This is a genomic window from Virgibacillus sediminis (genome assembly GCF_042643265.1).
Taxonomy (GTDB): domain Bacteria; phylum Bacillota; class Bacilli; order Bacillales; family Amphibacillaceae; genus Virgibacillus_O; species Virgibacillus_O sediminis.
In genome coordinates this window covers 160,360-186,586 of record NZ_JBHRRZ010000001.1, presented here as the reverse complement: position 1 = coordinate 186,586, position 26,227 = coordinate 160,360, and the positions used below count along the sequence as shown (strand labels likewise).

At 43.3% G+C, this 26,227-nt stretch carries 20 protein-coding genes; 3 read left to right on the top strand and 17 right to left on the bottom strand.

Annotation, left to right across the window (positions count from 1 at the left end; genetic code table 11):
* Nucleotides 1-5: 5 nt before the first annotated feature.
* Nucleotides 6-1,541 carry an L-aspartate oxidase gene (gene nadB, locus ACFODW_RS00910; RefSeq protein WP_390301509.1) on the bottom strand — a complete coding sequence of 512 codons (1,536 nt, stop codon included), beginning with the start codon at nucleotides 1,539-1,541 and terminating at the stop codon, nucleotides 6-8.
* A 119-nt stretch (nucleotides 1,542-1,660) separates the two neighbouring features.
* Between nadB and ACFODW_RS00905 the strand changes: the two genes are divergently transcribed.
* Complete coding sequence (locus ACFODW_RS00905; RefSeq protein ID WP_390301506.1) at nucleotides 1,661-2,803, top strand: IscS subfamily cysteine desulfurase; 1,143 nt, start codon at nucleotides 1,661-1,663, stop codon at nucleotides 2,801-2,803.
* Nucleotides 2,804-2,808: 5 nt separating this feature from the next.
* A complete protein-coding gene (locus ACFODW_RS00900; RefSeq protein ID WP_390301503.1) occupies nucleotides 2,809-3,348 on the top strand; it encodes a transcription repressor NadR in 540 nt (179 codons plus the stop codon).
* 56 nt (nucleotides 3,349-3,404) lie between these two features.
* On the opposite strand, the gene cysK is transcribed toward ACFODW_RS00900, so the two are convergent.
* From cysK to ACFODW_RS00820, 16 genes are all read right to left on the bottom strand, one after another.
* Nucleotides 3,405-4,325 carry a cysteine synthase A gene (cysK, locus tag ACFODW_RS00895; protein ID WP_390301501.1) on the bottom strand — a complete coding sequence of 307 codons (921 nt, stop codon included), beginning with the start codon at nucleotides 4,323-4,325 and terminating at the stop codon, nucleotides 3,405-3,407.
* A 9-nt stretch (nucleotides 4,326-4,334) separates the two neighbouring features.
* The gene (locus ACFODW_RS00890; RefSeq protein ID WP_390301499.1) at nucleotides 4,335-4,745 is read right to left on the bottom strand and encodes a PH domain-containing protein; all 411 of its coding nucleotides are present in this window, start codon (nucleotides 4,743-4,745) and stop codon (nucleotides 4,335-4,337) included.
* A gap of 195 nt (nucleotides 4,746-4,940) precedes the next feature.
* Nucleotides 4,941-6,470 carry an FAD-dependent oxidoreductase gene (locus ACFODW_RS00885; RefSeq protein WP_390301496.1) on the bottom strand — a complete coding sequence of 510 codons (1,530 nt, stop codon included), beginning with the start codon at nucleotides 6,468-6,470 and terminating at the stop codon, nucleotides 4,941-4,943.
* Between the two features lie 70 nt (nucleotides 6,471-6,540).
* Nucleotides 6,541-7,368 (bottom strand): gamma-glutamylcyclotransferase, encoded by an 828-nt coding sequence (locus tag ACFODW_RS00880; protein WP_390301493.1) that lies wholly within the window; start codon nucleotides 7,366-7,368, stop codon nucleotides 6,541-6,543.
* Between the two features lie 235 nt (nucleotides 7,369-7,603).
* The gene (locus ACFODW_RS00875; RefSeq protein ID WP_390301490.1) at nucleotides 7,604-8,467 is read right to left on the bottom strand and encodes a 5'-3' exonuclease; all 864 of its coding nucleotides are present in this window, start codon (nucleotides 8,465-8,467) and stop codon (nucleotides 7,604-7,606) included.
* Nucleotides 8,468-8,483: 16 nt separating this feature from the next.
* On the bottom strand, nucleotides 8,484-12,095 hold the full coding sequence (locus ACFODW_RS00870; RefSeq protein ID WP_390301487.1) for a dynamin family protein: 3,612 nt from the start codon (nucleotides 12,093-12,095) through the stop codon (nucleotides 8,484-8,486).
* Nucleotides 12,096-12,273: 178 nt separating this feature from the next.
* A complete protein-coding gene (locus ACFODW_RS00865) occupies nucleotides 12,274-13,803 on the bottom strand; it encodes an acyl-CoA carboxylase subunit beta (RefSeq protein ID WP_390301484.1) in 1,530 nt (509 codons plus the stop codon).
* 17 nt (nucleotides 13,804-13,820) lie between these two features.
* Nucleotides 13,821-14,600: an enoyl-CoA hydratase gene (locus ACFODW_RS00860; protein WP_390301481.1), complete on the bottom strand. Its 780-nt coding sequence runs from the start codon at nucleotides 14,598-14,600 to the stop codon at nucleotides 13,821-13,823.
* Between the two features lie 79 nt (nucleotides 14,601-14,679).
* Nucleotides 14,680-14,892: an acetyl-CoA carboxylase biotin carboxyl carrier protein subunit gene (locus tag ACFODW_RS00855; RefSeq protein WP_390301478.1), complete on the bottom strand. Its 213-nt coding sequence runs from the start codon at nucleotides 14,890-14,892 to the stop codon at nucleotides 14,680-14,682.
* Complete coding sequence (locus ACFODW_RS00850) at nucleotides 14,893-16,263, bottom strand: acetyl-CoA carboxylase biotin carboxylase subunit (RefSeq protein WP_390301475.1); 1,371 nt, start codon at nucleotides 16,261-16,263, stop codon at nucleotides 14,893-14,895.
* A 57-nt stretch (nucleotides 16,264-16,320) separates the two neighbouring features.
* The gene (locus ACFODW_RS00845) at nucleotides 16,321-17,463 is read right to left on the bottom strand and encodes an acyl-CoA dehydrogenase family protein (RefSeq protein ID WP_390301472.1); all 1,143 of its coding nucleotides are present in this window, start codon (nucleotides 17,461-17,463) and stop codon (nucleotides 16,321-16,323) included.
* Between the two features lie 132 nt (nucleotides 17,464-17,595).
* A complete protein-coding gene (parC, locus tag ACFODW_RS00840) occupies nucleotides 17,596-20,046 on the bottom strand; it encodes a DNA topoisomerase IV subunit A (RefSeq protein ID WP_390301468.1) in 2,451 nt (816 codons plus the stop codon).
* A 24-nt stretch (nucleotides 20,047-20,070) separates the two neighbouring features.
* Nucleotides 20,071-22,026: a DNA topoisomerase IV subunit B gene (gene parE, locus ACFODW_RS00835; protein ID WP_390301465.1), complete on the bottom strand. Its 1,956-nt coding sequence runs from the start codon at nucleotides 22,024-22,026 to the stop codon at nucleotides 20,071-20,073.
* Nucleotides 22,027-22,343: 317 nt separating this feature from the next.
* Nucleotides 22,344-22,760 (bottom strand): CoA-binding protein, encoded by a 417-nt coding sequence (locus ACFODW_RS00830; protein ID WP_390301462.1) that lies wholly within the window; start codon nucleotides 22,758-22,760, stop codon nucleotides 22,344-22,346.
* A gap of 15 nt (nucleotides 22,761-22,775) precedes the next feature.
* Entirely contained in the window at nucleotides 22,776-24,302 is a 1,527-nt protein-coding gene (locus tag ACFODW_RS00825; protein ID WP_390301459.1) for an ABC transporter permease/substrate-binding protein, read from the bottom strand.
* On the bottom strand, nucleotides 24,295-25,365 hold the full coding sequence (locus ACFODW_RS00820) for an ABC transporter ATP-binding protein (RefSeq protein WP_390301456.1): 1,071 nt from the start codon (nucleotides 25,363-25,365) through the stop codon (nucleotides 24,295-24,297). Before ACFODW_RS00820 ends, ACFODW_RS00825 begins: the two co-directional genes overlap by 8 nt.
* Nucleotides 25,366-25,571: 206 nt before the next feature.
* Between ACFODW_RS00820 and plsY the strand changes: the two genes are divergently transcribed.
* Nucleotides 25,572-26,153: a glycerol-3-phosphate 1-O-acyltransferase PlsY gene (plsY, locus tag ACFODW_RS00815; RefSeq protein ID WP_390301453.1), complete on the top strand. Its 582-nt coding sequence runs from the start codon at nucleotides 25,572-25,574 to the stop codon at nucleotides 26,151-26,153.
* The last annotated feature ends 74 nt before the right edge of the window (nucleotides 26,154-26,227 follow it).

The window sequence follows — 26,227 nt, the reverse complement described above, 5'->3', positions numbered from 1 at the left end:
CTCTCCTATATTGCTGCCATTGTTTTTTCTGAAATATGTCTGATAAATTCTTTTCTGCCTTGTTTCTTTAGGGTAAATGGAAAATCAGATCGAAAATGGCTTCCCAAGCTTTCTTCTCTTTTTATAGCTGAGGTGGTAATTAACCAGGAAACCGTCAGCATGTTTCTAACTTCCATCTGCTCTTCCGATAGCGAGAGCTGATTGACATGCAGGAATTCAAATTGTTCCAGCCAATCTTTCATATCCCTTAAATCCTGATGATTTCTTACCACTCCAACCTTTTCGGACATTTTATCGCGGATTTCCTGTTTGTCTGGAAGAATATTAGAAATGCTGGGCCCATCTGAGCGGGTGCAGATAGAGAATGAATGCTGGGTTCCGTCTTCCAAGATCCTTTCTGCAGTCTGATTGCCGAAAACCAATGCTTCCAACAGAGAGTTGCTTGCAATCCGATTTGCCCCGTGAACACCGGTACAAGCCGCTTCTCCAACTGCATACAATCCTTTAACAGAGGTTTCGCCGTAGTCATTCGCTTTAATCCCACCGATCAGAAAATGGGCGCCTGGAGTGACTGGCAGCAAATGTCCGTCTCGATGTAGGCCGTGTCGTGTGCAAAGCCAATGGATAGTAGGGAAGCGCCTTGAGAAGTTCTTCACATGAGAAATATTTAAAAACACTTCTCTGCCCTTCTGAATCTCTTTAAAAACAGTCCGTGCTACTATATCCCGTGGTGCCAGGTCCGTTAATTCATGCACTCCTTCCATTATTCGTTGGCCAATTCTGTTCTGGAGAAATGCTCCTTCGCCGCGAAGGGCCTCGGAGACCAATCCGATTGTTTTTCCTCCTTTATACAGCAAGGTCGGATGGAATTGGACGAACTCCATATCTGTCAATTCCGCTCCCGCCCTATAGGCCATCGCAATCCCATCCCCGGTGATCGTAGGGTCATTGGAAGTATATGTATAGACCCATCCACAACCCCCGGTTGCAATAATAGTGGTGGGAGCAAAATACTGACGGATCTCCCCATTCTTCCTTTTTGTCCAGACGCCGATACATCGGCCATTCTCCATGATTAAATCTGCCCCAACCTCATTTTCTATAATAGAAACTCGATCTTTCAGCCGCTCTAGCATAAAGGAGATGAGCCCCTTTCCTGTTGCGTCTCCACCGGCGTGGAGAATTCTCCTCCTCAGATGGCCGCCTTCTTGTGCCAAGTCCAAATTTCCGCCTTTCTCCCTGTCAAATTCCATACCGGCCTCCATTAATTCAGCTATCATGCCGGCTCCCTGTTTTGTCAATTGTTCCAAATGGTTCGGTATGTTGTGATAGGCGCCCGCTTTCATGGTGTCAGTAAAGTGCTGCTCCCAGTGATCCTCTCCTGCAATAGCAGCAGCAACTCCTCCCTGCGCCTGATAAGAATTGCTGTCTTTGCTCCCAGATTTTGTGAATATAATCACATTCTTTGTCGAACTTAATCGCTTGGCGGCAGTTAAAGCCGCCAGTCCGCTTCCAATGATAATAACATCATAGATTTTCATGGTGCACCTCCTTGGTGGATTAGTTTTCTTTATGTATACTCAGGTGTCTTGACATCTATATTTACATAAGATTAATATTATAGCAAGTCATTTTACTAATTTTATAAGGAGTCTGACTAATGATATATCTTGATTATGCAGCTACTACACCTATATCAGAAGAAGCAATGGATATATATATAAAAGCTTCTCAGGATTTTTATGGCAATTCCAGCAGTCTACATGATATCGGCTCTCGTTCCCTGAATCTTTTGGAGACGTGCCGGGCTGAACTTGCCCATATGCTAAACGGTGAACAGGAGGGTTTTTATTTTACTAGTGGAGGGTCTGAATCTAATATTCTCGCACTTAAATCCCTGCTGGATGCTAATAGCTTTAAAGGAAATCATGTAATAACCACCCGTTGCGAGCATTCCTCGATCCATCACCTTTTTCAAAAAATGGAGAAGGAAGGCTATGAAATTACATACCTGCCGGTAGATGAAACTGGGATTGCAAGCCTGGAAGATTTAAAAGCTGCCATCAAGGAAACAACTGTACTAACATCCATACAGTATGTAAATAGCGAAATCGGGACCATTCAGCCTATAGAGGAAATCGGAAAGCTGCTTGATCGGCGGGGAGTGATATTTCATTGTGATGCTGTACAGGCTTTTGGTAAAATAAAAATTGATATTAACCAATCAAAGATAGACAGCTTATCGATTTCCAGCCATAAAATTTATGGTCCTAAAGGAGTGGGAGCGGCCTACATTAATCCTAAATTAAAATGGTCGGCACAGATTCCTGCAACTGCCCATGAAAAAGGATTCCGTCCTGGTACGGTTAATGTCCCCGGTATTGCTGGATTTGTTACCGCAGCTAAATCCGTCTATGATAAGATGGCTGAAGAGTACCAGAGAATCAGCGGGCTTCATGCTATGATGAGGGATAAATTGACAGCACTGCCAGCGCCTATATATATTGAGGGTTCCTCCACCGGCCTGCCGTATGTTCTGGGGCTGCGTATTGAAGGAATGGAAGGCCAGTATGCCATGCTTGAATGCAACCGCTATGGTTTGGCAGTCTCCTCTGGAAGTGCGTGTCAGGCCGGGAATCAGGAACCGTCACCCACACTGATGGCCTTGGGAAGATCTGAAATGGAAGCAAAGCAGCTTATTCGTCTTTCCTTTGGGAAACAGACCACCATGGAGGACATACATATTACAGCGGAAGCATTTGCTAAGCTTGTGGAAAACTATTTTCCTGCAATAAGGAGATGAAGGCGATGAAAGACCAGACGAAAATGTCTAGCAATGAGAGGCATAATTTGATTATCAGTATGCTTAAAGAATCGAATCAACCAATAACTGGAAGTGAGTTTGCCAGAAAAGCCAATGTCAGTAGACAGGTGATTGTCCAAGATGTATCTATTCTTAAGGCTAAAAATGAGCCGATCATTGCAACCAGTCAAGGATATCTATACCTTAGCAAGAACAAAGGCAAAGAGCTGAAACAAAAAGCGATTGTGTGCAAACACACTGCTGAGCATACAAAAGAAGAGCTTTATCATATTGTAGATCATGGAGTTACCGTAAAGGATGTAATAGTGGAACATCCAGTATACGGCGATCTGACTGCTTCCCTATTAATCAGCAATCGAAAAGAAGTAGATGAGTTTGTAAAGAGGATCCAGGAAACGGGTGCCCCATACCTCTTGACTCTGACCGATGGCATACACCTTCATACACTGGAAGCAGGCAGCATGGAGCAAATTAAAGCAGCATGCAGAGACTTGGACGCCGCGGGAATACTCATTTCTGGATAACATCCTCTTTTAATAAAGTAAAAAAGCCCAACATCATAGGGAGGTTGGGCTTTAACTTAGTCTTCAAATAAATCCATACTCAAATAACGTTCTCCGGAATCCGGGGCAATACATACTACCTGTTTACCTTCACCAAGATTTTTGGCGACACTTATCGCCGCATAAATGGCAGCTGCGCCGGAAGGACCTACAAAGATCCCTTCCATCCTGGCTAATTTTCTCAAGATGCCAATTGCTTGGTCATCTTCTATCTTGATAATTTCATTATATACATCAGTATTCAGGATATCTGGAACAAAACCCGGACTTGTTCCTACCAGTTTGTGTTTTCCTGGTTTCCCTCCGGATAAGACAGGAGATCCCTCGGGCTCCACCACAGCAACGTGCAGGTCAGGAAGCTTCTCACGGAGAGCCTCTCCAGTCCCTGTAACAGTTCCGCCAGTACCGGCCGTACAGACAAAGGCATCCAGCTTTCCATCCATTTGATCATATATCTCCAACGCGGTGGTAGTACGGTGGATATCCGGATTGGCTGTATTTTCAAATTGCTGTGGGATGAAGCTTCCTGGAATTTCTTTTTGTAATTCCAGTGCTTTCTTGATGGCCCCCGGCATTTTTTCATCGCTGGGAGTAAGGAAAACTTCAGCCCCGTAAGCCTTGAGGATATTCCTTCTTTCCAAGGTGCTGTTATCAGGCATGACCATAATTGCTTTATACCCCTTTGCGGAAGCATTCATGGCCAAGCCGATTCCTGTATTTCCGCTTGTCGGTTCGATGATGGTCGCTCCCGGCTTAATCAGCCCTTCTTCTTCTGCCACTTTAATCATATTAAAGGCTGCTCTGTCCTTGACACTCTTACTCGGGTTGAATTGCTCCAACTTCACATAAACTTCTGCTGCATGATCAGGGACTACTTTATTCAATTTAACTAATGGTGTTTGTCCGATCAGCTCTGTAACATTATTGACAACTTTCATCTATATACCTCATTTCTGCTTATTTCTTCTGAGCTCCAAGTCTGGATGTCTTCGGATTAATTCATCGATGAATTCATCTTCCCGTTCTGGCGAGACTGACACAATATTGTATCTTCCGGAATATATTTCTAGACGGTGGCGGGACAATGCTGGTGCGGCAAAAATACTGTTCACTTTCCTAACTTCAATGATATCAGCTATTTTTACTTTCATCCTGATTGGTCCATATTTTATCCTAATAAAATGGTCCTCGAGTATGTATCCAGTACCGAACCAGAACCATAATAACAATAAAGAGAACGGCAGTACAAATAGGGCCCCAGAAAGAAATCCCCTCAGCAAGGGAATGATGACACCGACAGCAGCGATCCCCCACATAACAGCCGTTAACCAGTTATCTTTTTTGGACGGGAAGTACATAGTAGATCTCCTTGTACATGGAATGCCACAATTATATAACACTTTGGGCAATTTACCAAAATATTTACGAAGAAACTCGGATGAAGGATAAGGGCCAATTGCTCGTTCCACAATTTAGGACTGTGTGTACGGATAAAGGTCACAGAGTTTTACAAAAACGAGAAACGCACCCAAATAGGATGCGTTTCTCGCTGTCTAGGATTCCTCGTTTATACGTTTAAGCCCTTCTACTGCAGGACCGTCAATTACTTCTCCGGTTGCACTGAACCTGGACCCATGGCAAGGACAATCCCATGTGGCGTTGCCATCATTCCACTCTACTCCGCAGCCCAGATGTGTACACGTTAGATCCAGCATATGAAGTTTGCCCTCTTCATCCTTGTATGCTCCTACATCATTACCGTCGACCTTTAAAATGGCTCCCTGCTTTTTCTGAAGGTCCTCCGGCTTCTCCGGCCTTGTATAGGTTTCATAGTCTTCTGGATGTTTATTTGCTTTTTCCGTATCCTTCATTTCCCCGATCTTCCGCTGAGGTGAGAAAAGCTGTGTATAAGGATTTTGTTCCCCTTCTATCAGGTCTGCCAGCACTTTACCTCCCACCACAGCATTGGCGAGCCCCCATTTTCCAAATCCGGTTGCTGTATATATATTATCTTCTTTTTCATTCAACAGGCCAATGAATGGCAGACGGTCTGGAGAGAGATAGTCATGGGAGAACCAACGATAAACTATTTCGTCTTCGCCAAAGTTTTCCTTTGCATAAGCAGCAAGCTTCTCATAACGCTGCTCGCTGGATGTGCCATCTCCAACTGGGTGGCTTTCTCCGCCGACCAGAATATAATCCTCTCCATCTGCACGCATTTTCCTTAGTGTTCTTCTAGGAAGGTCTGCATTGATATACATGCCATCAGGAAATTCATTAAGCTCATTATTAACCTTGACTGCAAGCGCATAGGAGCCTTCGGGCTTTAAATTGCCAGAATAGAATTTATTTGGCTCATGGATTGGAAAGTGAGTGGCTACCACCAAGTCATCACTAGTGACTTTATATCCTGGCTCTGTATGGCATATGACAGAGTCCTTGTTTTCTATCTCCATCACCCTAGTTTGCTCGAAAATTTCCACATCAAGTTTTACGAGCTCTTTCAATAAACCGTTCAGGTATTTTACTGGATGGAACTGGGCTTGGTTCCGCATCATCAAAGCTGCCTCGATATCCAGGCTTAGTGGAAGATCTTCAAGAAATTCCCCTTCTATTCCAAGCTTTTCGTATGCCTCCAGTTCTTTAAGCAGTTTGCTGCGGTTCTCTTCATCTTGTGTAAAGACGAATGCTTCCTGCTCTTCCAAATCACAATCAATGCCAAGTTCTTCGCTGAGCTGCTTGACCAGCGCAATTCCTTCCATGTTTGCTTGATAGAAGGATTTAGCCCAACTCTGGCCATAACGGTTGATCAGTTCATCGTATACTAGATTATGCTGGGCGGTAAGTTTAGCAGTAGTAAAGCCAGTCGTGCCATTGATCAGCTCACGTGCTTCCAGCAATGCAACTTTTTTTCCCCGCTTCGCCAATAAGTATGCAGTGGTTATCCCAGCTATCCCACCTCCGGCAATTGCTGTATCCACTTCTATATCTTTGTCAAGCTGGTCGTATTTCAATTGTTTTTCCGTTTCACGCCAAAATGATTGGGTTTGTTCCGGCAACGTACTATTTTTCTGTTGTGCCAACGCTATGACCTCCTATATGAGATGATCTTTAATACTAGTTTCCTGAATGGTGGAAGGATAAACCTGCCTATCAGGAAAAGAGGCGGTCTATCCTCTTTTGTATTTTTGCTATATACCTTTCACTCAGGATGCCCTCTGCCCCTCTGATGATCTCTTCAGCATATTTTCGGGTAGGTGGGGTCTCCTCGTGTTTATCAATTCCGATGAATGTGACAGCCTCAACTCTCTTACCAGATGTCATCTCAACCTCTATAATGGCAGGACGATAGGCATTGGAATAGACTCCTTCCCGCTGGTATAGATAATCAATGGCTTCCAGCGGCACTTTATACACCACGCCTTCCACTTTTTCGCCCGCTGACTCAATCAGATCAGCTTTGCCTCCGTCGTTGGAAGTCCTGGAAAAACGAAAGCCATGGTTTTTCAACAGTCCTTTCCCTGATTTTGCGCTGAAATACTTATCCACTTTTGCCATTTTAAACCGTTCATCATCCATACAGGAACCATAGGCAAAATAAAATAAATTCTTTCTGGTTAAATATTGATAGACCCTCCAGTCTCCGAAAGGAATGGTTTTAAGTGTGCCATCTTCATTTTCAGTTTTGTATTCAGAAACTACAACCTCCATAGGCTTTCCATGGTCGTTGTAGGCTGTGTCCTTTCTAAACTCCAGCGAGGGAAAATGATTTTTAATAGAGTCCAGCTTATCAGAAGCTGTATCGTACACTTCCCCATAGATCCTACTATTGGTATTTTTCTTCCGGACAGGAAAGCCGAGTTTTGAGTCTTCTAATTCTCCGGATATCCAGGACTGCAAACAAACACACTTACTCCCTATTAGATCGTCATGCAGCACTTCTCCTCGTCTATGTCTTCCGTAAACAAAAAACAAAGCCATATACAATCTCCTTTGCAATTATTTCTCTTCCAAGAACCCTATACCCTTTCAGTTATATGGGAAATGCTTATGGAGCCAGAGAATACCCCCCAACCTCTCTCTCATACGGGAGAGGGGTATATGAACAACTGACGAGGGTATCTGTCATAGGGGATGGGGTATATGTTTGGGCTGCGGGGGTATAATGGCATAAAAAAAGATGACCGTTAAAGGTCACCTTATTTTTATACTAAAATTATAAGAGTTTTTCCAGATTTTTAAACTCAAGTTCACCGAACATCCTGCCGACTTTCTTTTTATCATACTGCCAGACGGCAGTTTCCAATTTACAACTTAAGGGTACGTTGCACTTTATTTCTGCCAGATTTCTAGATAGATGAAGCATATCCATATTATTGCGGATTTTTGTCTGTACTCCTTTTGGAAGGGAGTCCAGATTTTCCAACAGGTCATCAATTGTTTCATATTCCTTTAAGAGCTTCAGTGCAGTTTTCTCGCCGATCCCTTTTACACCAGGATAATTATCGGAAGGGTCACCCATCAATGCTTTCAAGTCTATTACCTGTTTCGGATGCAGTCCCTTCTTTTCATAGAAGTTTTCATGGTTGTAAACTTCATAGTTCCCCTGCCCTTTTCTCATGATAGCGACTTGTATCCCTTCATCAACAAGCTGCAGGATGTCCTGATCCCCTGTAAGTATCATTACATCATGATCTGCTTGGAATGTTCTTGCCAATGTGCCAATGCAGTCATCGGCTTCAAAGTTTTCAATTCCAATGTTAGGCATATCAAACGATTCCACTACTTCTTTAACCAGTTCGAATTGTGGAAGCAGTTCGACTGGTGGCTCGTCCCTATTTGCCTTATATCCCTCATATAATTCAGTGCGGAATGTCTTACTCCCCATATCCCAGCAACATATCATATGTGTAGGTTCGAATCTGTCAGCAGCATCGAGCATGTATCTCAAAAATTGATACACTCCATTGGTAGGGATCCCTTTGCTTGTTTTCATGAAATTCCCCCGAAAAGCCGTAGCAAAGAAACCGCGGAATAGTAAAGCCATTCCATCTACTAATAATATTTTCTGCCTTTCCATATCTATAGCACACCTCTTATTTATTTCGTTTGCTTATCTCTTGAAGTATTTCCTCTTTCTTTTCGAGACTTTTCAGGTCTACAGGAGCATTTATCATTTCCAAATGATTGTTGAGCTGCTGTTCTGCGTTTTCTTTAGCTGAATGTTTTAATTGGTCGACTCTATCTCTCCATGCAGCTTGGTAGTGGCTCTCCATCCTTACCCTATTCTCTTCTATATATTGTTGGGCATGGGTTTCCAGTTCTTGATAAAGTCTGTCTTTCATTATTTCTTTCTCGTTTTTCACGAAGAATGCTTTTGTACCTTTATATGCAGACAGTACATGCCGGAAATCAGCTGGACTGAGATTCTTAAAGGCCTGGTCATATAAGGGCGTTTCAAAATCTTGCTGTGCTGGTTCTTGCAAAAAGAAAGCATCATCTACTTCTTCAATTTTCTCAGAGAGGGTTGAATGTGTCTCACTTTCCAGAGTGCGCATAAGTGATTCCACCCGCAAAGAAACAGCTTGTACTTCCTGCAGCAGTTCATGGCCCGTATAATCAAGAAGGTTTCGCAAGCTTTGCTTTAATTGCTCTTGGGCCTTCTTGCCTGATTCGGTAATGGTTGTTGGATTAAATGTTTCTTTAAACATGTCATGGAACCGAATTGATAATCTCTCAAGCACATAATACATCTGCTTTTCGATCTTCTGAGCTATTTTACCTTCGTGGACACTTGTTTCCCATTTGTCTATCTCCTTATCTATCAAATCCTTATTAGAGAGAAGTCTTTTTTTATGGTTCTCTTTTTCCTGTTCGTTTAGGTTCAAGGACTTGACATACCGCTGTAACGTACGGTAAGCATGCTGCAAATCACTTGTAGCCGACTGGATGGTAAGCCGCTGAAGATCCTCCCCGATAAACTGATGAAATCTTTTTTCGAAGTCCAGCATCTCGGTATTAAGTTTGGCGCCACTTTGTTTTTCCTTCAGGGATCGTTTGCTGGAAACAGGGTATAAACGCGGAAAGCGTATTCCCAATTCGATGAGCTGTTGTTCTACATATTCTGTGACCAGTTGCAATTCCTCTTTATCTGCCGCCAGATCTGCAGCATTCACAATAAAGAACATTTTATCCATTTCAAAAGCTTCTTTTACTCTTCCCAGCTGCATCAGAAAATCCTTGTCTGCACGTGATAAAGCGTGATTATAATACGTTACATATAAGATAGCATCCGCATGTTTGATATAGTCAAAAGCCACATTGGTGTGTCTGGCATTGACCGAATCCGCCCCCGGCGTATCGACCAAAGTGATTCCTTGCCTAGTTAGGGAAGAATCAAAGTATAAATCAATAGATTCAATATAGCAAGCCTTCGTTTCATCTGTAACATAGTCGGCAAATTCATCCATCGTAATGTTGATCTGTCTGCCGATTCGGACTTTTATATAGTCATAACCACTCAACATTGCACTCAGATAGGACTGGTACATACTGTCCAGCCGATTGTCGCGGTGAATGCCTTCTTTTCTTATCCATTCGAGCAGTTCCTCAGCCTCATGGTCTTCATTCGGCTGAAAATTCCTCGTCATTAGCAGCAGGTCTTTTTTGATAGCATCCTTGTCTTTAATCTTGACGGCGACTGATCCATGGGGATGATCCTCGTTAATCGGACAAATGCGATTGACGGCTGCAGTAGTTGGATTGGGAGAGACCGGAAGAGCATTTTCGCCTAGCAATGCGTTGGCAAACGAAGATTTACCAGCGCTGAATGCACCAAACAAGGCAATTGTAAATGAGCGATTCGATAATCGGCTGTACTTTCCCTGAAGATCGTCCATATGGCCCTGGAAACCGGGCAGGTCACTGATTGTATCGATCGCCTGCTCGATATCCTGCAGAACTTGATGGACAGCATTCACTTTCTTATCTGTCTCCTGTTGTAATGGAGTTCTATTTCTTGTTTCCTGGGAAGGTTCTGCTGGCTCTGAGAATTCTTCCTGCTGACGGAGGATTTGATTACTCGAGAGATTGCGCTCTATTTGTTTCCAATCATTTTCCTCTATTTCCGGGAATTTCTGCTGTTTCTCCAGGCTCTCCAGCTGCATATCCAGATTTCTCTTTAACTTATTTTGTTCTTCTTGAATCTGTTTTTTATTTTCCAGCTTGTTGATCTTCTGCTCTAAATCTTGCATTTCTTTCTTATTCCTATCTTCTACCGCTTCCTTTAATAGGGGAAGAAGTCTCAGAACCTCCTGCTTATATTTGCTCTTAATGTCCGTTGCTACTTCTTTCGTGTAGTTCAAGACATAGTCTCCATTCACTTTTGCGCCAGGATTGATTAATTTCACAGCATCCTCTGAAGAGTAAGAGACAGATAGACTTTGGGTTTTCTGATCAATTTGAGGATCTATTATTCCGTAATCCTTCATTATCTTTGAAAATTTATCTCTCAGTTTCCATTGGACAGCTGTCTCAGCATTTTTATTAAGTGTTTCTATAAAAGCTTCAGCCCTTGCCTTCCGCTCTTCATTTGTCTTTTTCTTGGAAGCAAAAAAGCCAATTTTAAAATCACTTTTTTGGGACTCCAGAAACAGCCTGGCCGTTTCACGGAGGTCAGCAGGCATCAGGTAAGCATTTTTTAACGTTTGCTGCATCTCCTGTTGAAAATCCTCTTCTAATTGATCAGCTAGTTGGCGGAGTTCTTCCCATTTAGCTTTCAACATTTGCATGTCTTCAGCCTCGCCATCGTCCTCATCTGAAGCAGGGACCAATTCTTCATATCGATTCATTAATTCCCTCTTATGGTCTTCCACTACCTGTTTGACAGATTGGTCGATTTGAAAGAAAGAATCTTTCTCTTCCATTAGATGGTTAATTTCCGCTTTTACCTTTAGGACTTCATTATGGACAGCGTCCGGATCCATCAAGGAAGAATAGAAGATTTTTGCCGGTTGCAGCTCCCACTGATTAAATGTATCAGTTACACTACCATGGAATTTCCTGAAAGGGATCTCCCCTTCATCGTGTTTATCCACTTGGTTAATGATCACATAATATGGGATTCCTTTTTGTTGCAGGGAATGCAGGAAATGCAAATTCACTTCTGATTGAACGTGATTATAGTCCATTACATAAAAAAGTACATCTACTAAATGCAGAGAAGATTCCGTCATCACACGGTCTGCGTCATCCGCTGCGTCAATGCCAGGAGTATCAACGACAGACACTCCTTCAGGCATCAGCTGTTCCGCTGTGCTTATCTCTATTCGTTCAATAGCGTCCTTATCCTTAGAGTATCTTTTAATCATTTCCATGTCATAAGGTTCTTTGTACTCCATTGGTTCCTGGTGGCGAAAGTACACCCTCGCCGTACCATTTCCGGAACTGAGTTTTACTACATTTGCACTCGTGGGAATCGGGCTTTTCGGCAGAATGTCCGCTCCGAGCAAATAATTGATCATGGAGGATTTACCAGCGGAAAAATGGCCGGCAAAGCTGATGACCAACTCTTCTTTTTGAAGCTTTTCATAAAGCTCTGCTATTTTTTGCGCATTGACTGCATCCTCATGCTTTTCCATCAACTTATGCAGAGCCACTAGATGTTCAAGTGTCATTACTGATTTTATTCCATCTTTAACTGGCAACATTTTCAGGTCCTTTCTTGTTTAGGCAATATTCTTTCGTTTTATTATACGAGAAACACAGCGGTATTTCTACCTCTATTAGAAATCAGTAGTTTACATAATAAAATTATAGTAATCCTAATAACAATATTAATCCGTTCAAATTGAAAGAGCCTTGGCATGGTTGCCAAGGCTCAGTAAGTCAAACAGGATATACTCCATGTTTTCTCTCCGTGAATTGAACATTCTTCCTCTCATATTCTTGGAACCGTCGTACCAGTTCCCTTCTTAATTTGTCTGGTTCAATGACGGCATCCACTACCATTTCTGAAGCTAAGCGGTAAATATCGATATTCTCCTTGTACTCCTTCTGTTTTTCTCTGATGAATTCTTCTCTTTTTTCTTCAGGAAGTGCTGCAATTTTATTGGCATAAACGGCATTTACAGCTGCTTCAGGCCCCATTACCGCTATCTGGGCAGTGGGCAGAGCAATACAACAGTCTGGTTCAAAAGCAGGTCCGGCCATCGCATATAACCCTGCCCCGAACGCCTTACGAACAATAACAGAGATTTTCGGCACTGTTGCTTCGCTCATGGCGGCAATCATTTTGGCTCCGTGACGGATAATTCCTGACCGTTCTACATGAGTGCCTATCATAAACCCTGGGATATCGGCAAGGAATAAAAGCGGAATATGGAAAGCATCACATAACTGGATGAATTTTGCAGCCTTATCGGCAGAATCCGGGAATAATACTCCCCCTTTCATTTTCGGCTGATTGGCGATGATACCTACCGCCTTCCCATCCAGTCTGGCAAAACCAGTTATAATCTCTTTAGCAAATCTTTTTTTGATTTCGCAAAAACTGTCTGCATCAATAAGATGATCAAGAAGGTCGTACATGTTAAACGGAGTGTTTGCATTCTCAGGAATCAGCTCCGCAATACTGTCTCTGACATCTTTTATCTGCTTAGGCTCGGCACGAAGAGGTTTTTCTCGAAAATTAGCTGGAAAGTAGGACAAATAATGACGGGCATATTCAATGGCAGCCTCCTCGCTTTTTACAAGTACATCACCCACCCCCGAAACGGAGGCATGCATCTTTGCTCCGCCCATTTCTTCTAAACTTACCTTCTCTCCTATCACTTTTTCCGCCATTCTCGGTGAACCTAGGTACATAGATGCATTTCCCTCCACCATGATAACCACGTCGCAAAACGCTGGTATATATGCACCTCCGGCAGCGGATGGCCCAAACAGCAGGCAGACTTGCGGCACTCTTCCAGAGAGCTTGATTTGATTGTGGAAAATACGCCCTGCTCCCCGTCTCCCCGGAAACATCTCTATCTGGTCGGTAATTCGGGCACCTGCTGAATCCACTAGATACAGCATAGGAATTTCCAGTGACATGGCCGTTTCCTGGATCCGGAGAATTTTTTCAACTGTCCTTTTACCCCAGGATCCTGCTTTGACTGTTGAATCATTTGCCATTACACAGACCGATTGGCCGTCTATTTTACCTATTCCCGTAACTACACCATCGGATGGGAGAGAGTCATCCATACAATTAGCAAAAAAAGCATCTTCAATATCCAAATTTTCATCTAAAAGCAATTCTAATCGCTGTCGTACGAACAGTTTGCCCTGCTCCCTATTTTTTTCATGGTATTTTTCATTTCCGCCTTGCTTGATCTTTGCTGTCCGTTTCTGCAGTTCATCGAGATATGACATTAGATAACCTCCTGCAATTATTCCCCTTTATAAACAGGCTTTCTTTTCTCCTGGAAAGCCTTTAACCCTTCCAGACGGTCAGAAGTATACAAGGTTCCCCTATAACTAAGCTGTTCTATTCCCAGGCCAGTTGTAATATCTGTTTGTAGCCCTTGGTTTATAGCTGTTTTTGCTTGGCTAACAGCAACCGGGCCATTTTTGGCAATAGATCCTGCTAAGGATATAGATTCCTCTAAAAGTTTATCCGAGTCTGTCACTATCTCAACCAAACCCAAAGTGTATGCCTCATGGGCAGAAATCGGCTCAGCTGTATAGATAAGACGCTTGGCCTGGCCGACACCTATTATTCTCGGCAACCGCTGGGTCCCGCCTGCACCTGGAATGATCGCAAGTGACGTTTCGGTAAGCCCCATCTTAGCACCTGAAGCAGCCAGCCTAATATCACAGGCGAGAGCTAGTTCCAACCCCCCGCCATAGGCAGCTCCATTAATCGCAGCTATAACCGGCATTCGCAAATTCTCTATATTGCCGACTGTTTCGCTTATATACGATACCGTTTGCATTACCTGCCGCTCTGACATATCTTTACGTTCTTTCAAATCTGCCCCTGAACAAAAGGCTCTTGAACCTGCCCCTGTAATAATGGTGCAATAGATATGGTGGTCTTTATTGATTTCCCGGACAGATTGATTCAGTTCATCCAGAATTTCCAATGATAAGGAATTAGCCGCTTCCGGCCGGTTTAAAGTGATCAATGCTATATGCTTCTCCACCATCCTCCATTCAGCTAAAGCCATGATGACCTCCTTCCATATTTAAAAAGAAGAATAAAGATGCTTAGTATGGAATCGAAAGTCTGCAAGATACCTTGATATTTCATTCAATGACCGCTATTACATCCCCTTCATTCACAAAGTCCCCTTCCGCTACTTTAATCTCTCTTACCGTACCATCCTCTTCTGCAGTAATCGGGATTTCCATTTTCATCGATTCAAGGATGATAATATCCTGATCTTCCTGAACAGCTTCCCCTGGATTGACTGCAACCTTCCATACACTCCCCGCCATAGTTGCTTTTAGCTCCTGCACTTATTTCTCCTCCTTTTCTACAGTGGAAATATTAGGAATATAATGATCCTGGACAAAAGAGGTAGTAGTCTCCCCTTTTTGGAATGCCTCTGACTCTATAATCTCCCGAAGCATGGGGAGATTGGTTTTTATACCGCCAATCCTATATTGACTGAGAGCGGTTTTGAGTCGTTTTATTGCTGCTTCTCTCGTCTCCCCTTTCACAATCAATTTTCCAATCATAGGATCATAGTAAGGAGTAACCTGATAGTTTTCAGTTACAGCTATTTCATTACGGATATCTTCTCCACAAGGAGGATGGAAAGTATCAATATGACCTGGAGAGGGGAAAAAAGTGCGATGGTCTTCTGCATAAATGCGAGCTTCTATTGCCTTGCCCCGGTATTTAATTTGTTCTTGTGTAAAAGGAAGTTTCTTATTATTAGCAACGTTTATCTGGAGTTCGACAATATCAGTACCGGTAATTTCTTCTGTAACCGGATGCTCTACTTGAATACGGGTATTCATCTCCAGGAAGTAGAACTTTTCCCGCTCATCTACTAAGAATTCTATTGTTCCAGCACTACTATAATTCAGGGTGTTTGCAGCCCTTACAGCTGTTTCCGCCATTTGCCTTCTTGTCTCATCAGAAATAAAGGAGGAGGGGGCCTCTTCTAAAACTTTTTGATTCCTCCGCTGTATGGAACATTCCCGTTCAAATAAATGAATGACATTTCCAAATGAGTCTCCGATGATTTGTATTTCGATATGCCTGGCATTCTCCAATTTCTTTTCCAAAAACATGGAGCCATCACCAAAGAAGGTCTTAGCCCGCTTGGAATTGCTTGCATAAGCTTTCATTAATTCCTTTTCATCGTGTACTTCCTGCATTCCTATTCCGCCTCCACCAGCTGAAGCTTTCAGCATGATGGGATAGCCGATTTTGCCGGCGGAGCTCATTGCTTCTTCAGCGGAGCCTACTATTCCTACAGACCCTGGCACGACTGGAACCCCGGCATCCCTCATTGCTTTCCTGGCAGCTGTTTTATCCCCCATCTGTCTAATGATATCCGGGGACGGTCCGATAAAGATGATGTTTTCGTCCCTGCACCTCTCTGCAAAAGAAGCATTTTCGCTAAGAAAGCCATATCCTGGGTGGATTGCGTCGGCACCAGCCTTTTTAGCTGCCGTCAGGATTTTATCAATATTCATATAGCTCTCATCCACTCTTGATGGGCCGATCAGATGACTTTCGTCTGCCTCAAAAACATGGGGAGCATATTGATCCGCTTCTGAATATACAGCAATTGAGTGAATGCCCATTTCTTTGCAGGTGCGAATAACACGTCTGGCGATCTCTCCGCGGTTTGCAATCAATAGTTTCTTAATCATGGAAACTCCTCCCCTGACTGTCCGGCTCAATATTATGATTGGTTAATCTCATACCGTTTAACATCCGAGCTGCCTGGCAATCACCAGTCTTTGAATCTCTGAAGTTCCCTCTCCTATTTCCAATAATTTTGCATCCCGCAAGTATCTCTCTACTTCATATTCCCGCATGTATCCATATCCCCCATGAATTTGGATGGCCTGATTTGCCGCCCGGAATGCGGTCTCAGTTGCGTAAAGTTTGGCAAACGCAGCTTCCTTGCCAAATTCTTTGCCGCTGTCCTTAAGCCAGGCAGCTTTATAGACCATATTACGGGCGAGTTCTACTTCCATTGCCATGTCTGCTAATTTAAATTGAATAGCTTGAAACGTGGAGATCTTCCTGCCGAACTGCTCCCGTTCTTTTGAATAGGCTAATGATCTATCCAGTGACGCTTGGGCGATACCGAGTCCAAGTGCGGCAATAGAGATCCGGCCGCCGTCCAAGGTCTGAAGGAACTGAGGAAATCCTTTGTTTGGCTGACCCAGCAGATTGATTTTTGAAACGCTTACATTTTCTAATACTATTTCAGCTGTATCCGATCCACGAACACCCATCTTATCATAATTGTTGGTAATATGAACTCCCTCTGTTTTTGTTGGTACAATAAGGGAGGAAATCAGATTCTTTCCTTTAGCGTCTTTTCCGGTTACTGCGGTGACAATAATCTGTTCCGCATAGGAAGCATTGGTTATAAAGCATTTCTCCCCATTTATCAGATAGTTTTCTCCACTTTCTTCTGCTGCAGTCTTAGTTCCACCGGCATCAGATCCAGCATTAGGCTCTGTCAACCCGAAAGACCCAAGAGTCTTCCCTTGAGCCATAGGAACCAAATATTTTTGCTTTTGCTCTTCTGTTCCGAAATAATAGATAGGGCTGGCACCTAGTGAAACAGCAGCTGCATAGCTGAGACCTGTACTACCGCATACCCGGCCGATTTCTTCAACGGCAAGAGCATAGGACAGGGTGTCTCCTCCTGATCCTCCATACTTCTCAGGGAAAGGAATGCCCAGCAGACCAAGCTCGCCCATCTGGTCGAAGATGTCTGCTGGGAATTTAGCCTCTCTATCAATTTCAATTGCCCTGGGGCGGATTATCTCATCCGCGAATTCCCTTACCACTTTTTGAACCATCTGCTGTTCCTTTGTCAGTTCAAAATTCATCATAACCCTCCTCGGTCTCCCGGAATAAGTTACCAATCAGAGTGTATATCTAAATTGTAGCTTGAAAGACAAAGAATCACAATAATTTTTCCTATTTTCTTAATTTTTTATCGTATTCATCTGATTGTCTTATTATTCCTCGGACCCCTCAAAGGGCTTTTCATAAGGCGCTTCTTTCCAAACCTCTGTTACTTGTCCATAGTTATCTGTATCGATTACAAAGGAGCCATTGCTGTAACGGTCCTTGGCCGACAGCTCCCATGGGGAAATGGTATGTATCTCCCCATTTTCCGTCTGTGCGGAGAACTGAACGTTGTCTTCCACAGCAAACAAACCTTTGACGCGATGCGGTCTGTTCTTCAATTCCTTCAACATCACTAGGCCCCGTTTAGCTCTTCCCGACTTCTCAAATTCCTGTAACTTCATTCGTTTGCATGCACCACGCTGTGTCACCAGGACAAGGGAGGGACTAGCAGTACTATAGAACACCTGACCGGATACAACATGCTCCCCATCCTTCAGCTGGATGGCTTTTACCCCGGCAGCTCTTTGCCCGACCACAGAAACCTCCGACTCTTCATACCAGACGCCATAGCCTGTGTTAGACGAAATAAATACATCATAGCTTCCATCGGTCATATGAGCATCGATAAGCTCATCACCTTTTTTAATATTCAATGCGATTAATGGCTTCGAATGTCGCTGAGCATCATACAATTTTAGTTCGCTTCGCTTAATCATTCCATTTTTCGTAAAGAAAACCAGATAGTGATCATCCTTGAATTCTCTTATTGGGATTGTTTTAATGATCTGCTCATCCTTGTTCAGAGATACGAGATTAGAAATGTGCTGACCCATATCCTTCCAGCGTATTTCGGGCAGCTGATGCACAGGTATTACCAAATACTTCCCTTTGTTGGTGAAGAGAAGCAGCTTATCAGTCGTATTCAGCTCTATCAATGAAGTGAGATGGTCTCCCTCCTTCAAGGCCAAGTCCTCTCCGTTGGAAGCAGCGTATGACCGTAGGCTTGTCCGCTTGATATATCCGTCTCTCGTTACGGAAGTAAGTACATCCTCACTGGCAACCATCACTTCGATGTTGATTCTCAATTCGTCTATTTTGTCTTCAATTACTGTTTTACGGGGGTCAGCAAACGTCTTTCTAATTTGTTTCAAGTCTTTTTTGATTGTTTGATGGAGCTTTTTCTCGCTTGCGAGAATCGATTCCCATTCTTCTATATTCCTCTGAAGCTCATCTGCTTCCTTTTCCAGCATAGTGATATCTGTGTTAGTCAATCTATAAAGCTGGAGCATTACGATTGCTTCTGCCTGAACCTCTGTAAAACCGTAGGCTTCCATAATCCGTTTTTTTGCATCTTGCTTATCTTTTGACTCACGGATCGTTACAATCAGCTGATCCAAAATGGAGACAGCTTTTTTCAACCCTTCCACTATGTGAGCTCTATCTTTTGCTTTCCTCAAGTCATAGGCTGTCTGTCTTGTCACCACATCTTTTTGATGCTGGATATAGGCATCAATCATTTGAGGGAGCGAAAGCAGCTTGGGTGTCTTATCCTGGATAGCGACCATATTGAAATGATAGGTTACTTGCAGGTCAGTATTTTTATAAAGGTAGTTCAAAATGCCCTCGCTGTTCGCGTCCTTCTTCAGTTCAATTACAATCCGCAATCCTGTCCGGTCTGTTTCATCCCGGACCTCCGCGATGCCTTCCACTTTACGGTCGATTCGCAGTTCATCGATTTTTTTGACCATATTGGCCTTGTTCACTTCATAGGGAACCTCATCGATGACAATCTGTTGGCGGTTGCCACGCAGATCTTCCACAACAGCCCTTCCTCGCACAATAACTTTTCCGCGTCCAGTTTCATATGCTTTTTTAATTCCGTCTTTACCCTGGACTATTCCACCTGTTGGAAAATCAGGGCCTTTCATCACGCTCATTAAATCGTCTACTCCAGCCTGAGGCTTGTCCATGCGCATGATAACTGCATCGATTACTTCTGCTAAGTTATGAGGAGGTATATCTGTTGCATAACCGGAAGAAATACCGGTTGAGCCGTTCACGAGAAGATTAGGGAACTTTGCCGGCAGTACAACCGGCTCTTCTGAAGTTTCATCAAAATTAAGGATGAAATCAACGGTTTCCTTATCAATATCCCGGAGAAGTTCCGACGTAATCCGGGCAAGGCGCGCTTCTGTATAACGCATGGCTGCTGATGGATCTCCATCAATGCTCCCGTTATTACCATGCATTTCTACCAGGACATTTCTCATCTTCCAATCCTGGCTCATGCGTACCATTGCTTCATAAACAGAGGAATCACCGTGCGGATGATAATTCCCGATGACGGTCCCCACTGTCTTGGCTGATTTGCGGAAGTTTTTATCATATACGTTCCGCTCTTCATGCATGGCATACAAAATTCTGCGTTGCACAGGCTTTAATCCATCCCTCGCATCAGGCAGTGCCCTATCTTGAATAATATACTTGCTGTACCTTCCAAATCTGTCACCTATCACTTCTTCTAAAGGAAGGTCCAAATATTTTTCTGGCTGTGCCAAAACAATCTCCCCTTATTTAGCTATCTATGAATTATGAATCTTATCGTTTTCCAATATGCTTGCATCTTCGTCCATTCCGAACTCCACATGCCCTTCTATCCATTTCCTTCGTGGTTCTACCTTATCCCCCATCAATGTAGTTACCCTGCGCTCAGCTCTTGCAAGGTCATCAATAGTTACTCGGATAAGTGTACGTGTTTCCGGATTCATGGTAGTCTCCCATAACTGGTCTGCGTTCATTTCGCCAAGACCCTTATACCGCTGGATAATATAGCCATTTTTGAATTCCTTCACAGCTTTTTTCATTTCCTGTTCTTCCCAGGCATATACAACTTTTTCCTTTTTCCCTTTTCCTTTAGAGATTTTAAAAAGTGGTGGAAGTGCTATGAATATTTTACCTTCTTCTACGAGCGAACGCATATAGCGGTAAAAGAAGGTGAGCAGAAGCACCTGTATATGTGCTCCATCTGTATCTGCGTCCGTCATAATGATAATTTTATCGTACTGCACATCTTCCATATTGAAATCTCCTCCTACTCCTGCTCCAATTGTATGGATGATAGTGGAGATTTCCTCATTCTTGAATACATCCTGCAGATTTGCCTTTTCTGTGTTGATCACTTTACCCCTAAGGGGAAGGACTGCCTGGAACTTACGGTCTCTTCCCTGTTTAGCTGAGCCGCCTGCAGAATCACCCTCTACAAGATACAGCTCGTTTTTACTTGAATTTCTGGATTGAGCCGGCGTAAGTTTACCACTGAGAAGTGTATCCTTTCGGCGCTTTTTCTTTCCAGAGCGTGCATCTTCCCTTGCTTTTCTGGCTGCTTCCCTCGCCTCTTTTGCTCTTATTGCCTTTTTCGTAAGCAGTGTAGATATATCTGCATTCTCTTCCAGGAAATAAGCGAGCTTTTCAGATACCACCGAATCAACGGCAGATCTGGCTTCCGTGGTTCCGAGTTTCCCTTTAGTCTGTCCTTCGAATTGTAGCATTTCCTCTGGTATTCTAACGGAAACAATAGCTGTCAGACCCTCCCGCAAATCGGTACCTTCCAGATTTTTATCTTTTTCCTTCAGTAAGGCCGTTCTTCGGGCATATTCATTAAATGTTCGGGTGATTGCGGCCCTTGCTCCCGATTCGTGGGTCCCGCCATCCTTGGTACGTACATTATTTACAAAGGACAGCATGCTTTCTGCATATCCATCATTAAACTGAAATGCAAAATCCACTTCAATTCCCTGCTGTTCGCCTTCAAAGGATACTACTTCATGCAGAGTATCCTTTTCTTCATTCAGGTAAGCAACAAATGATTCAAGGCCATCAGGATATTCGTAAAGCTCTTTATCGCCAGTACGTTTATCCTCCAGCTCTATCTTCAGCCCTTTTAACAAGAATGCGGATTCCCTCAGCCGTTCCGATAATGTTTCAAAATTATAGGTAGTTGCGGAAAAAATGGACGTATCCGGTTTGAAATGGATCACCGTTCCGCTTTTTTTCGTTTTCCCCACCTTTTCCAGTGAACCTGCTGGCTTTCCGCCATTTTCAAACCGCTGAAAAAACTCCTCGCCATTCCGGTAAATGGATACTTCCAGCCATTCGGAGAGTGCATTGACAACTGAGGCACCAACACCATGCAGTCCTCCGCTTGTTTTATATCCACCTTGGCCGAATTTTCCGCCGGCATGGAGCACCGTAAAGATTACCTCTGTCGTAGGTTTCCCTGTACGATGCATGCCGGTCGGTATTCCTCGCCCAGTATCCTCTACCGATATGCTGTTATCCTTATGTATTGTTACCTTGATTAGGTCGCCATAACCGGCCAGGGCTTCATCGACGGCATTATCTACTATTTCAAATACTAAATGATGCAGGCCACGTGTATCTGTACTGCCTATATACATTCCAGGCCGTTTCCGGACGGCATCCAATCCTTCCAATACCTGAATCGACTCATCTGTATATGTTTCCGATTGTCTAACCATATTGCTGTCGACTCCTTTCTTTTCACCGAGGTCTATGAATAATAGTTATAACTCTATAATAGAACAAATGTTTGTTTATGTAAAACCTGCTTTTACCGATATTCTCATAGTACCCCAAAACATGATATTAAGTATACTATATCTGCAAACTGCATGCTAACAGGAACAAAGGCCTAGCCTGCCCTGTTGGTGCTGGTCAGACCGAAAATGGAAGAGGGAATTCCTACTGTATGTAATAACCAACAGGAGCTATGCTCCCCACTCCAGCAAAAATAGCTCAACAAAAAAGGATGACAGCTGTATGTCATCCCTCTGCGTTATTTCAAGAGAACAGCATGGACTACTTTTATGCATAAGTCCATTATTACGGTAAAATCCCGTTCTTTCAAGTAATGGTAGGCTTCTTCGTTGATAATGCCCTGCTGTGCCCAGAATATGCGGCAGTCCGTTTCCGCAGCATCCTCAGCAACAGCCGGCAGGTGCTCCGGCCTTCTGAACACATTGATGATATCGATAGGTTCTTCGACATCTTTTAGAGAAGGATAAGCTTTTTCCCCAAGCACCGTTTCGACGGTAGGATTGACTGGTATGATTCTATAGCCCTGTTCCTGCATAATCTTAGCAATTTGATAGGAAGTCCTCGAGGGGTTATCCGACAAGCCCACTACTGCTATCGTCTTCGACTTGCTCAGTATTTCTGTTAATTCCTCATTAGACGGGTTTTTCCATGCCATATGAATCATCCTCCTTTAATTATCCAATAAACCTTGCTCTGTTAAATATTCCCTTGCTACGGCCTGCGGAGATCTATCTTCATAGTCTACCTGATAATTCATCTGCCGCATCTCGTCATCAGTTATTTTCCCGCCAAGCTGATTTAAAGCAGCTTCCAGTTCGGGATATTTTTTTAAGGTTTCTTCCCTCATTAATGGAGCCCCTTGATATGGAGGGAATAAATTTTCTGAATCTTCCAAGGTTACTAGTCCTAATTCTACCATATAACTGTCCGTGGCATAAGCATCGATTACATCTACTTCACCATTTGCCAAGGCGTCTTGACGGATCCCCGGCTCCATTGTACGAATGTTATTGATATCGATGTCATATACATCCTGCATTCCCACATAACCATCATAGCGATCAGTGAATTCTAAGGTGAACCCGGCAGTGATTTCATCCTCCACTGTCTTTAGATCACCAATGGTTTCGAGATTATACCGATTCGCCAGCTCCTTAGTTGTGGCAACCGCATAAGTGTTATTAAACTGCATCGGCTGAAGGAATTCCATACCATACTCCTGTTTCATACCCACTGCAGCCTGTTCATATACTTCACCAGCATCATTGCTTTCCGCCTGCTCTTCCAGGTGAGTTACAATTGCGGTGCCGGTAAATTCCGGATAAATATCAATATCACCTTCTTGTAATGCCGAAAATACAAAGGCTGTTTTTCCCAACCCTGGTTCAAGTTCTACGGTTAGATTCGTTTCTTCCTCTATCAGTTGCTTGTACATATTAATTAATATTTCCGGTTCAGAGCCCAATTTCCCCCCAATTACTAAATCAGCTTGTGAGGAATTCTTAGTAAGAAACGGAACCCCGACGATCAACACGGTAATTAATACTACGGAAAGAAGAGATTTGAAGCCAAGTTTTCCGGAAACCCGTTCGATTCCACGGAGAATAAGATCCAAGAATATGGCTAGTAAGGCTGCAGGTATAGCACCCAATAGAATCAGATGGACATCTGCCCCACGGTCAATTCCCAATAGAATCAGTTCACCTAGGCCTCCTGCACCTATCAGAGCTGCAATAGTAGTAGTACCTACAATAAGAACCATAGATGTGCGTATTCCTGCCATAATCACCGGCATGGCCAGAGGAAGTTCCATTTTCGTCAGCCGTTTGTACGTATTCATCCCCATTCCTGTAGCTGCTTCTTTTAGGGCGGGATCGACCTCTTTAATCCCAGTATAGGTATTCCTCAGAATCGGCAGCAGTCCATAAATGGTCAACGCGACAATAGCCGGTAATGTTCCAATCCCTAGAAAGGGAATCAAAAAGGCTAGCACTGCCAGGCTGGGAATAGTTTGCAATACAGCCGAAACACCTATGATGGGGTCGGCTATAGAGGGGTATCTTGTTAAGATAATACCCAGTGGAACGGAAATGACAATGGCTATCAGTAACGCTGTGAGAGAAATCTGCAGATGCTCCCATAAAGTCTGCAGGAGCTGATCCTGTCTAGATTGAAGAACGGAAAGAAATTCATTCATCATGAGCACCCCCGTTCTTCTGTACCTCCCGCTCCTTCAAGAAAGATACTATTTGTTCGTGGTTTAAAATGCCTATCATCTTTTCCCTCTTTAGTACGGGGAAGAAATCCTGCTGGTTCTCATGCATGATTTCTGACGCTTTAATCAACGGCATATCGTTTTCCAACGTCATAATGGCTGTAGATTCCCCGTTCTGCACTGCCCCCAAATATCTCCCGTCATCATCACATACTGCAAACAGCCCATGTTCAGGAATATGGCCCGTATCAAAAAAGCTTTCGGTGATAACTCTGTCGTCAGCTGATTTAGCAATTACATCAACGGCTGTATGCCAAGGAGATTTGCGTTCCCCGATAAAGTCTTTAACAAATTGATTCTTCGGGTTCAATATTAACTGCTGTGGAGTATCATATTGAATGATTTCCCCGTCTTCCATGAGACAAACCCTATCACCGATTGCCATGGCTTCATCCATATCATGGGTAACAAATACAATAGTTTTTTCAATTTCCTGCTGTAGCTGGCGGATATCTGTCTGAAGCTGTTCCCTGCTGATCGGATCCAATGCACTAAACGGTTCATCCATCAAGATAATATCCGGATCAGCCGCCAACGCACGAATAACCCCAATGCGCTGCTGCTGCCCACCGGATAATTCATAGGGCATTCTGTTCATGTAGGTGGACGGTTCGAGGCCGACCATATCCAGCAGTTCCTCACTTCTTTGCATCATTCTCTTTCGTTTCCATTTCTTCATCTCCGGCACAACTGAAATGTTCTCTCCAACGCTCAAATGAGGAAATAATGCAATTTCCTGAAGAACATACCCGATATTCCATCGGAGTTCATGGATATTAAAGTCTTTTATATCTTGGTTGTTTATGTAAATGGAGCCGGCAGTAGGCTCTATTAAGCGGTTGATCATCTTGAGGCTGGACGTCTTTCCACACCCGCTCGGTCCTATCAAGGTGACAATTTCTCCACTGTTGATGCTAAGAGAGAAGTTCTTTACAGCTTCCGTCCCGTCTGTATATGTTTTCCATACATTCCTGAATTCAATCATCTTCCTCACCCCTGCTGGAGGGCTGCATGGATGCCCTATTATTAGTTGAACCTCTAGTTTATACCCTAAAAGCTCTCAATGGAAACCATATACTTCTAGGGAGAGACCATGATATTTTAGATTTAAGGTTCTTTCCATCAAGACTTCATGCTAAAATAACAACATAATCGACTGCTGCGAAATTCTTTAGAAAGTAGGAACATTTTATGGACTATATTTTATTTATTATCATTGCATATCTTTTGGGATCTATCCCCTCTGCACTGATAGTCGGAAAAGTTGGATACCGGCTTGATATCAGAGAACACGGAAGCGGGAACCTTGGTGCCACCAATACATTCAGGGTGCTTGGAATAAAGGCGGGAATAATTGTTACCCTGGCTGATATTCTAAAGGGCACTGCCGCTGCAAGCATTCCACTTCTGGTTGATGCAGATGTCAATCGGCTTGTTATTGGACTATTTGCCGTAATCGGACATACCTATCCGTTATTCGCCAAATTCAAAGGAGGAAAAGCCGTGGCCACTTCGAGCGGTATTATCCTCGGTGTCAACCCGCTTTTATTTGTAATTATGATTGCAAGTTTTCTGTTGACCTTATATCTTTCCAAGTATGTATCGCTTTCTTCCATGATCACTGGTGTCATTTCTGTGATTGCTTCAGCTATTATGGGGGAGCCCGGTCTTACCATTGTCATTGCCTTACTTACTTTATTCGTCTTTTACAGACATAAAGAAAATTTGAAACGGATAAAAAATAAAACGGAACCGAAAATCACATGGATGTGACCATACAAATCAATAAATTGAACCTTGTCTAGAGATTTTAGTATACTGAAACATAAGATGCTTGAAGAAGGAAC

Excerpts from the sequence above, each read along its gene's own strand:
- parE (WP_390301465.1), bottom strand. The coding sequence starts at position 22,026 with ATGGTTAGACAATCGGAAACATATACAGATGAGTCGATTCAGGTATTG.
- ACFODW_RS00850 (WP_390301475.1), bottom strand. The coding sequence starts at position 16,263 with ATGATTAAGAAACTATTGATTGCAAACCGCGGAGAGATCGCCAGACGT.
- nadB (WP_390301509.1), bottom strand. The coding sequence starts at position 1,541 with ATGAAAATCTATGATGTTATTATCATTGGAAGCGGACTGGCGGCTTTA.
- ACFODW_RS00830 (WP_390301462.1), bottom strand. The coding sequence starts at position 22,760 with ATGGCATGGAAAAACCCGTCTAATGAGGAATTAACAGAAATACTGAGC.
- cysK (WP_390301501.1), bottom strand. The coding sequence starts at position 4,325 with ATGAAAGTTGTCAATAATGTTACAGAGCTGATCGGACAAACACCATTA.
- ACFODW_RS00865 (WP_390301484.1), bottom strand. The coding sequence starts at position 13,803 with ATGTCATATCTCGATGAACTGCAGAAACGGACAGCAAAGATCAAGCAA.
- ACFODW_RS00900 (WP_390301503.1), top strand. The coding sequence starts at position 2,809 with ATGAAAGACCAGACGAAAATGTCTAGCAATGAGAGGCATAATTTGATT.
- ACFODW_RS00825 (WP_390301459.1), bottom strand. The coding sequence starts at position 24,302 with ATGAATGAATTTCTTTCCGTTCTTCAATCTAGACAGGATCAGCTCCTG.
- ACFODW_RS00875 (WP_390301490.1), bottom strand. The coding sequence starts at position 8,467 with ATGGAAAGGCAGAAAATATTATTAGTAGATGGAATGGCTTTACTATTC.
- ACFODW_RS00890 (WP_390301499.1), bottom strand. The coding sequence starts at position 4,745 with ATGTACTTCCCGTCCAAAAAAGATAACTGGTTAACGGCTGTTATGTGG.
- ACFODW_RS00905 (WP_390301506.1), top strand. The coding sequence starts at position 1,661 with ATGATATATCTTGATTATGCAGCTACTACACCTATATCAGAAGAAGCA.
- ACFODW_RS00845 (WP_390301472.1), bottom strand. The coding sequence starts at position 17,463 with ATGAATTTTGAACTGACAAAGGAACAGCAGATGGTTCAAAAAGTGGTA.
- ACFODW_RS00880 (WP_390301493.1), bottom strand. The coding sequence starts at position 7,368 with ATGGCTTTGTTTTTTGTTTACGGAAGACATAGACGAGGAGAAGTGCTG.
- ACFODW_RS00870 (WP_390301487.1), bottom strand. The coding sequence starts at position 12,095 with ATGTTGCCAGTTAAAGATGGAATAAAATCAGTAATGACACTTGAACAT.
- ACFODW_RS00820 (WP_390301456.1), bottom strand. The coding sequence starts at position 25,365 with ATGATTGAATTCAGGAATGTATGGAAAACATATACAGACGGGACGGAA.
- ACFODW_RS00860 (WP_390301481.1), bottom strand. The coding sequence starts at position 14,600 with ATGGCTTTAGCTGAATGGAGGATGGTGGAGAAGCATATAGCATTGATC.
- plsY (WP_390301453.1), top strand. The coding sequence starts at position 25,572 with ATGGACTATATTTTATTTATTATCATTGCATATCTTTTGGGATCTATC.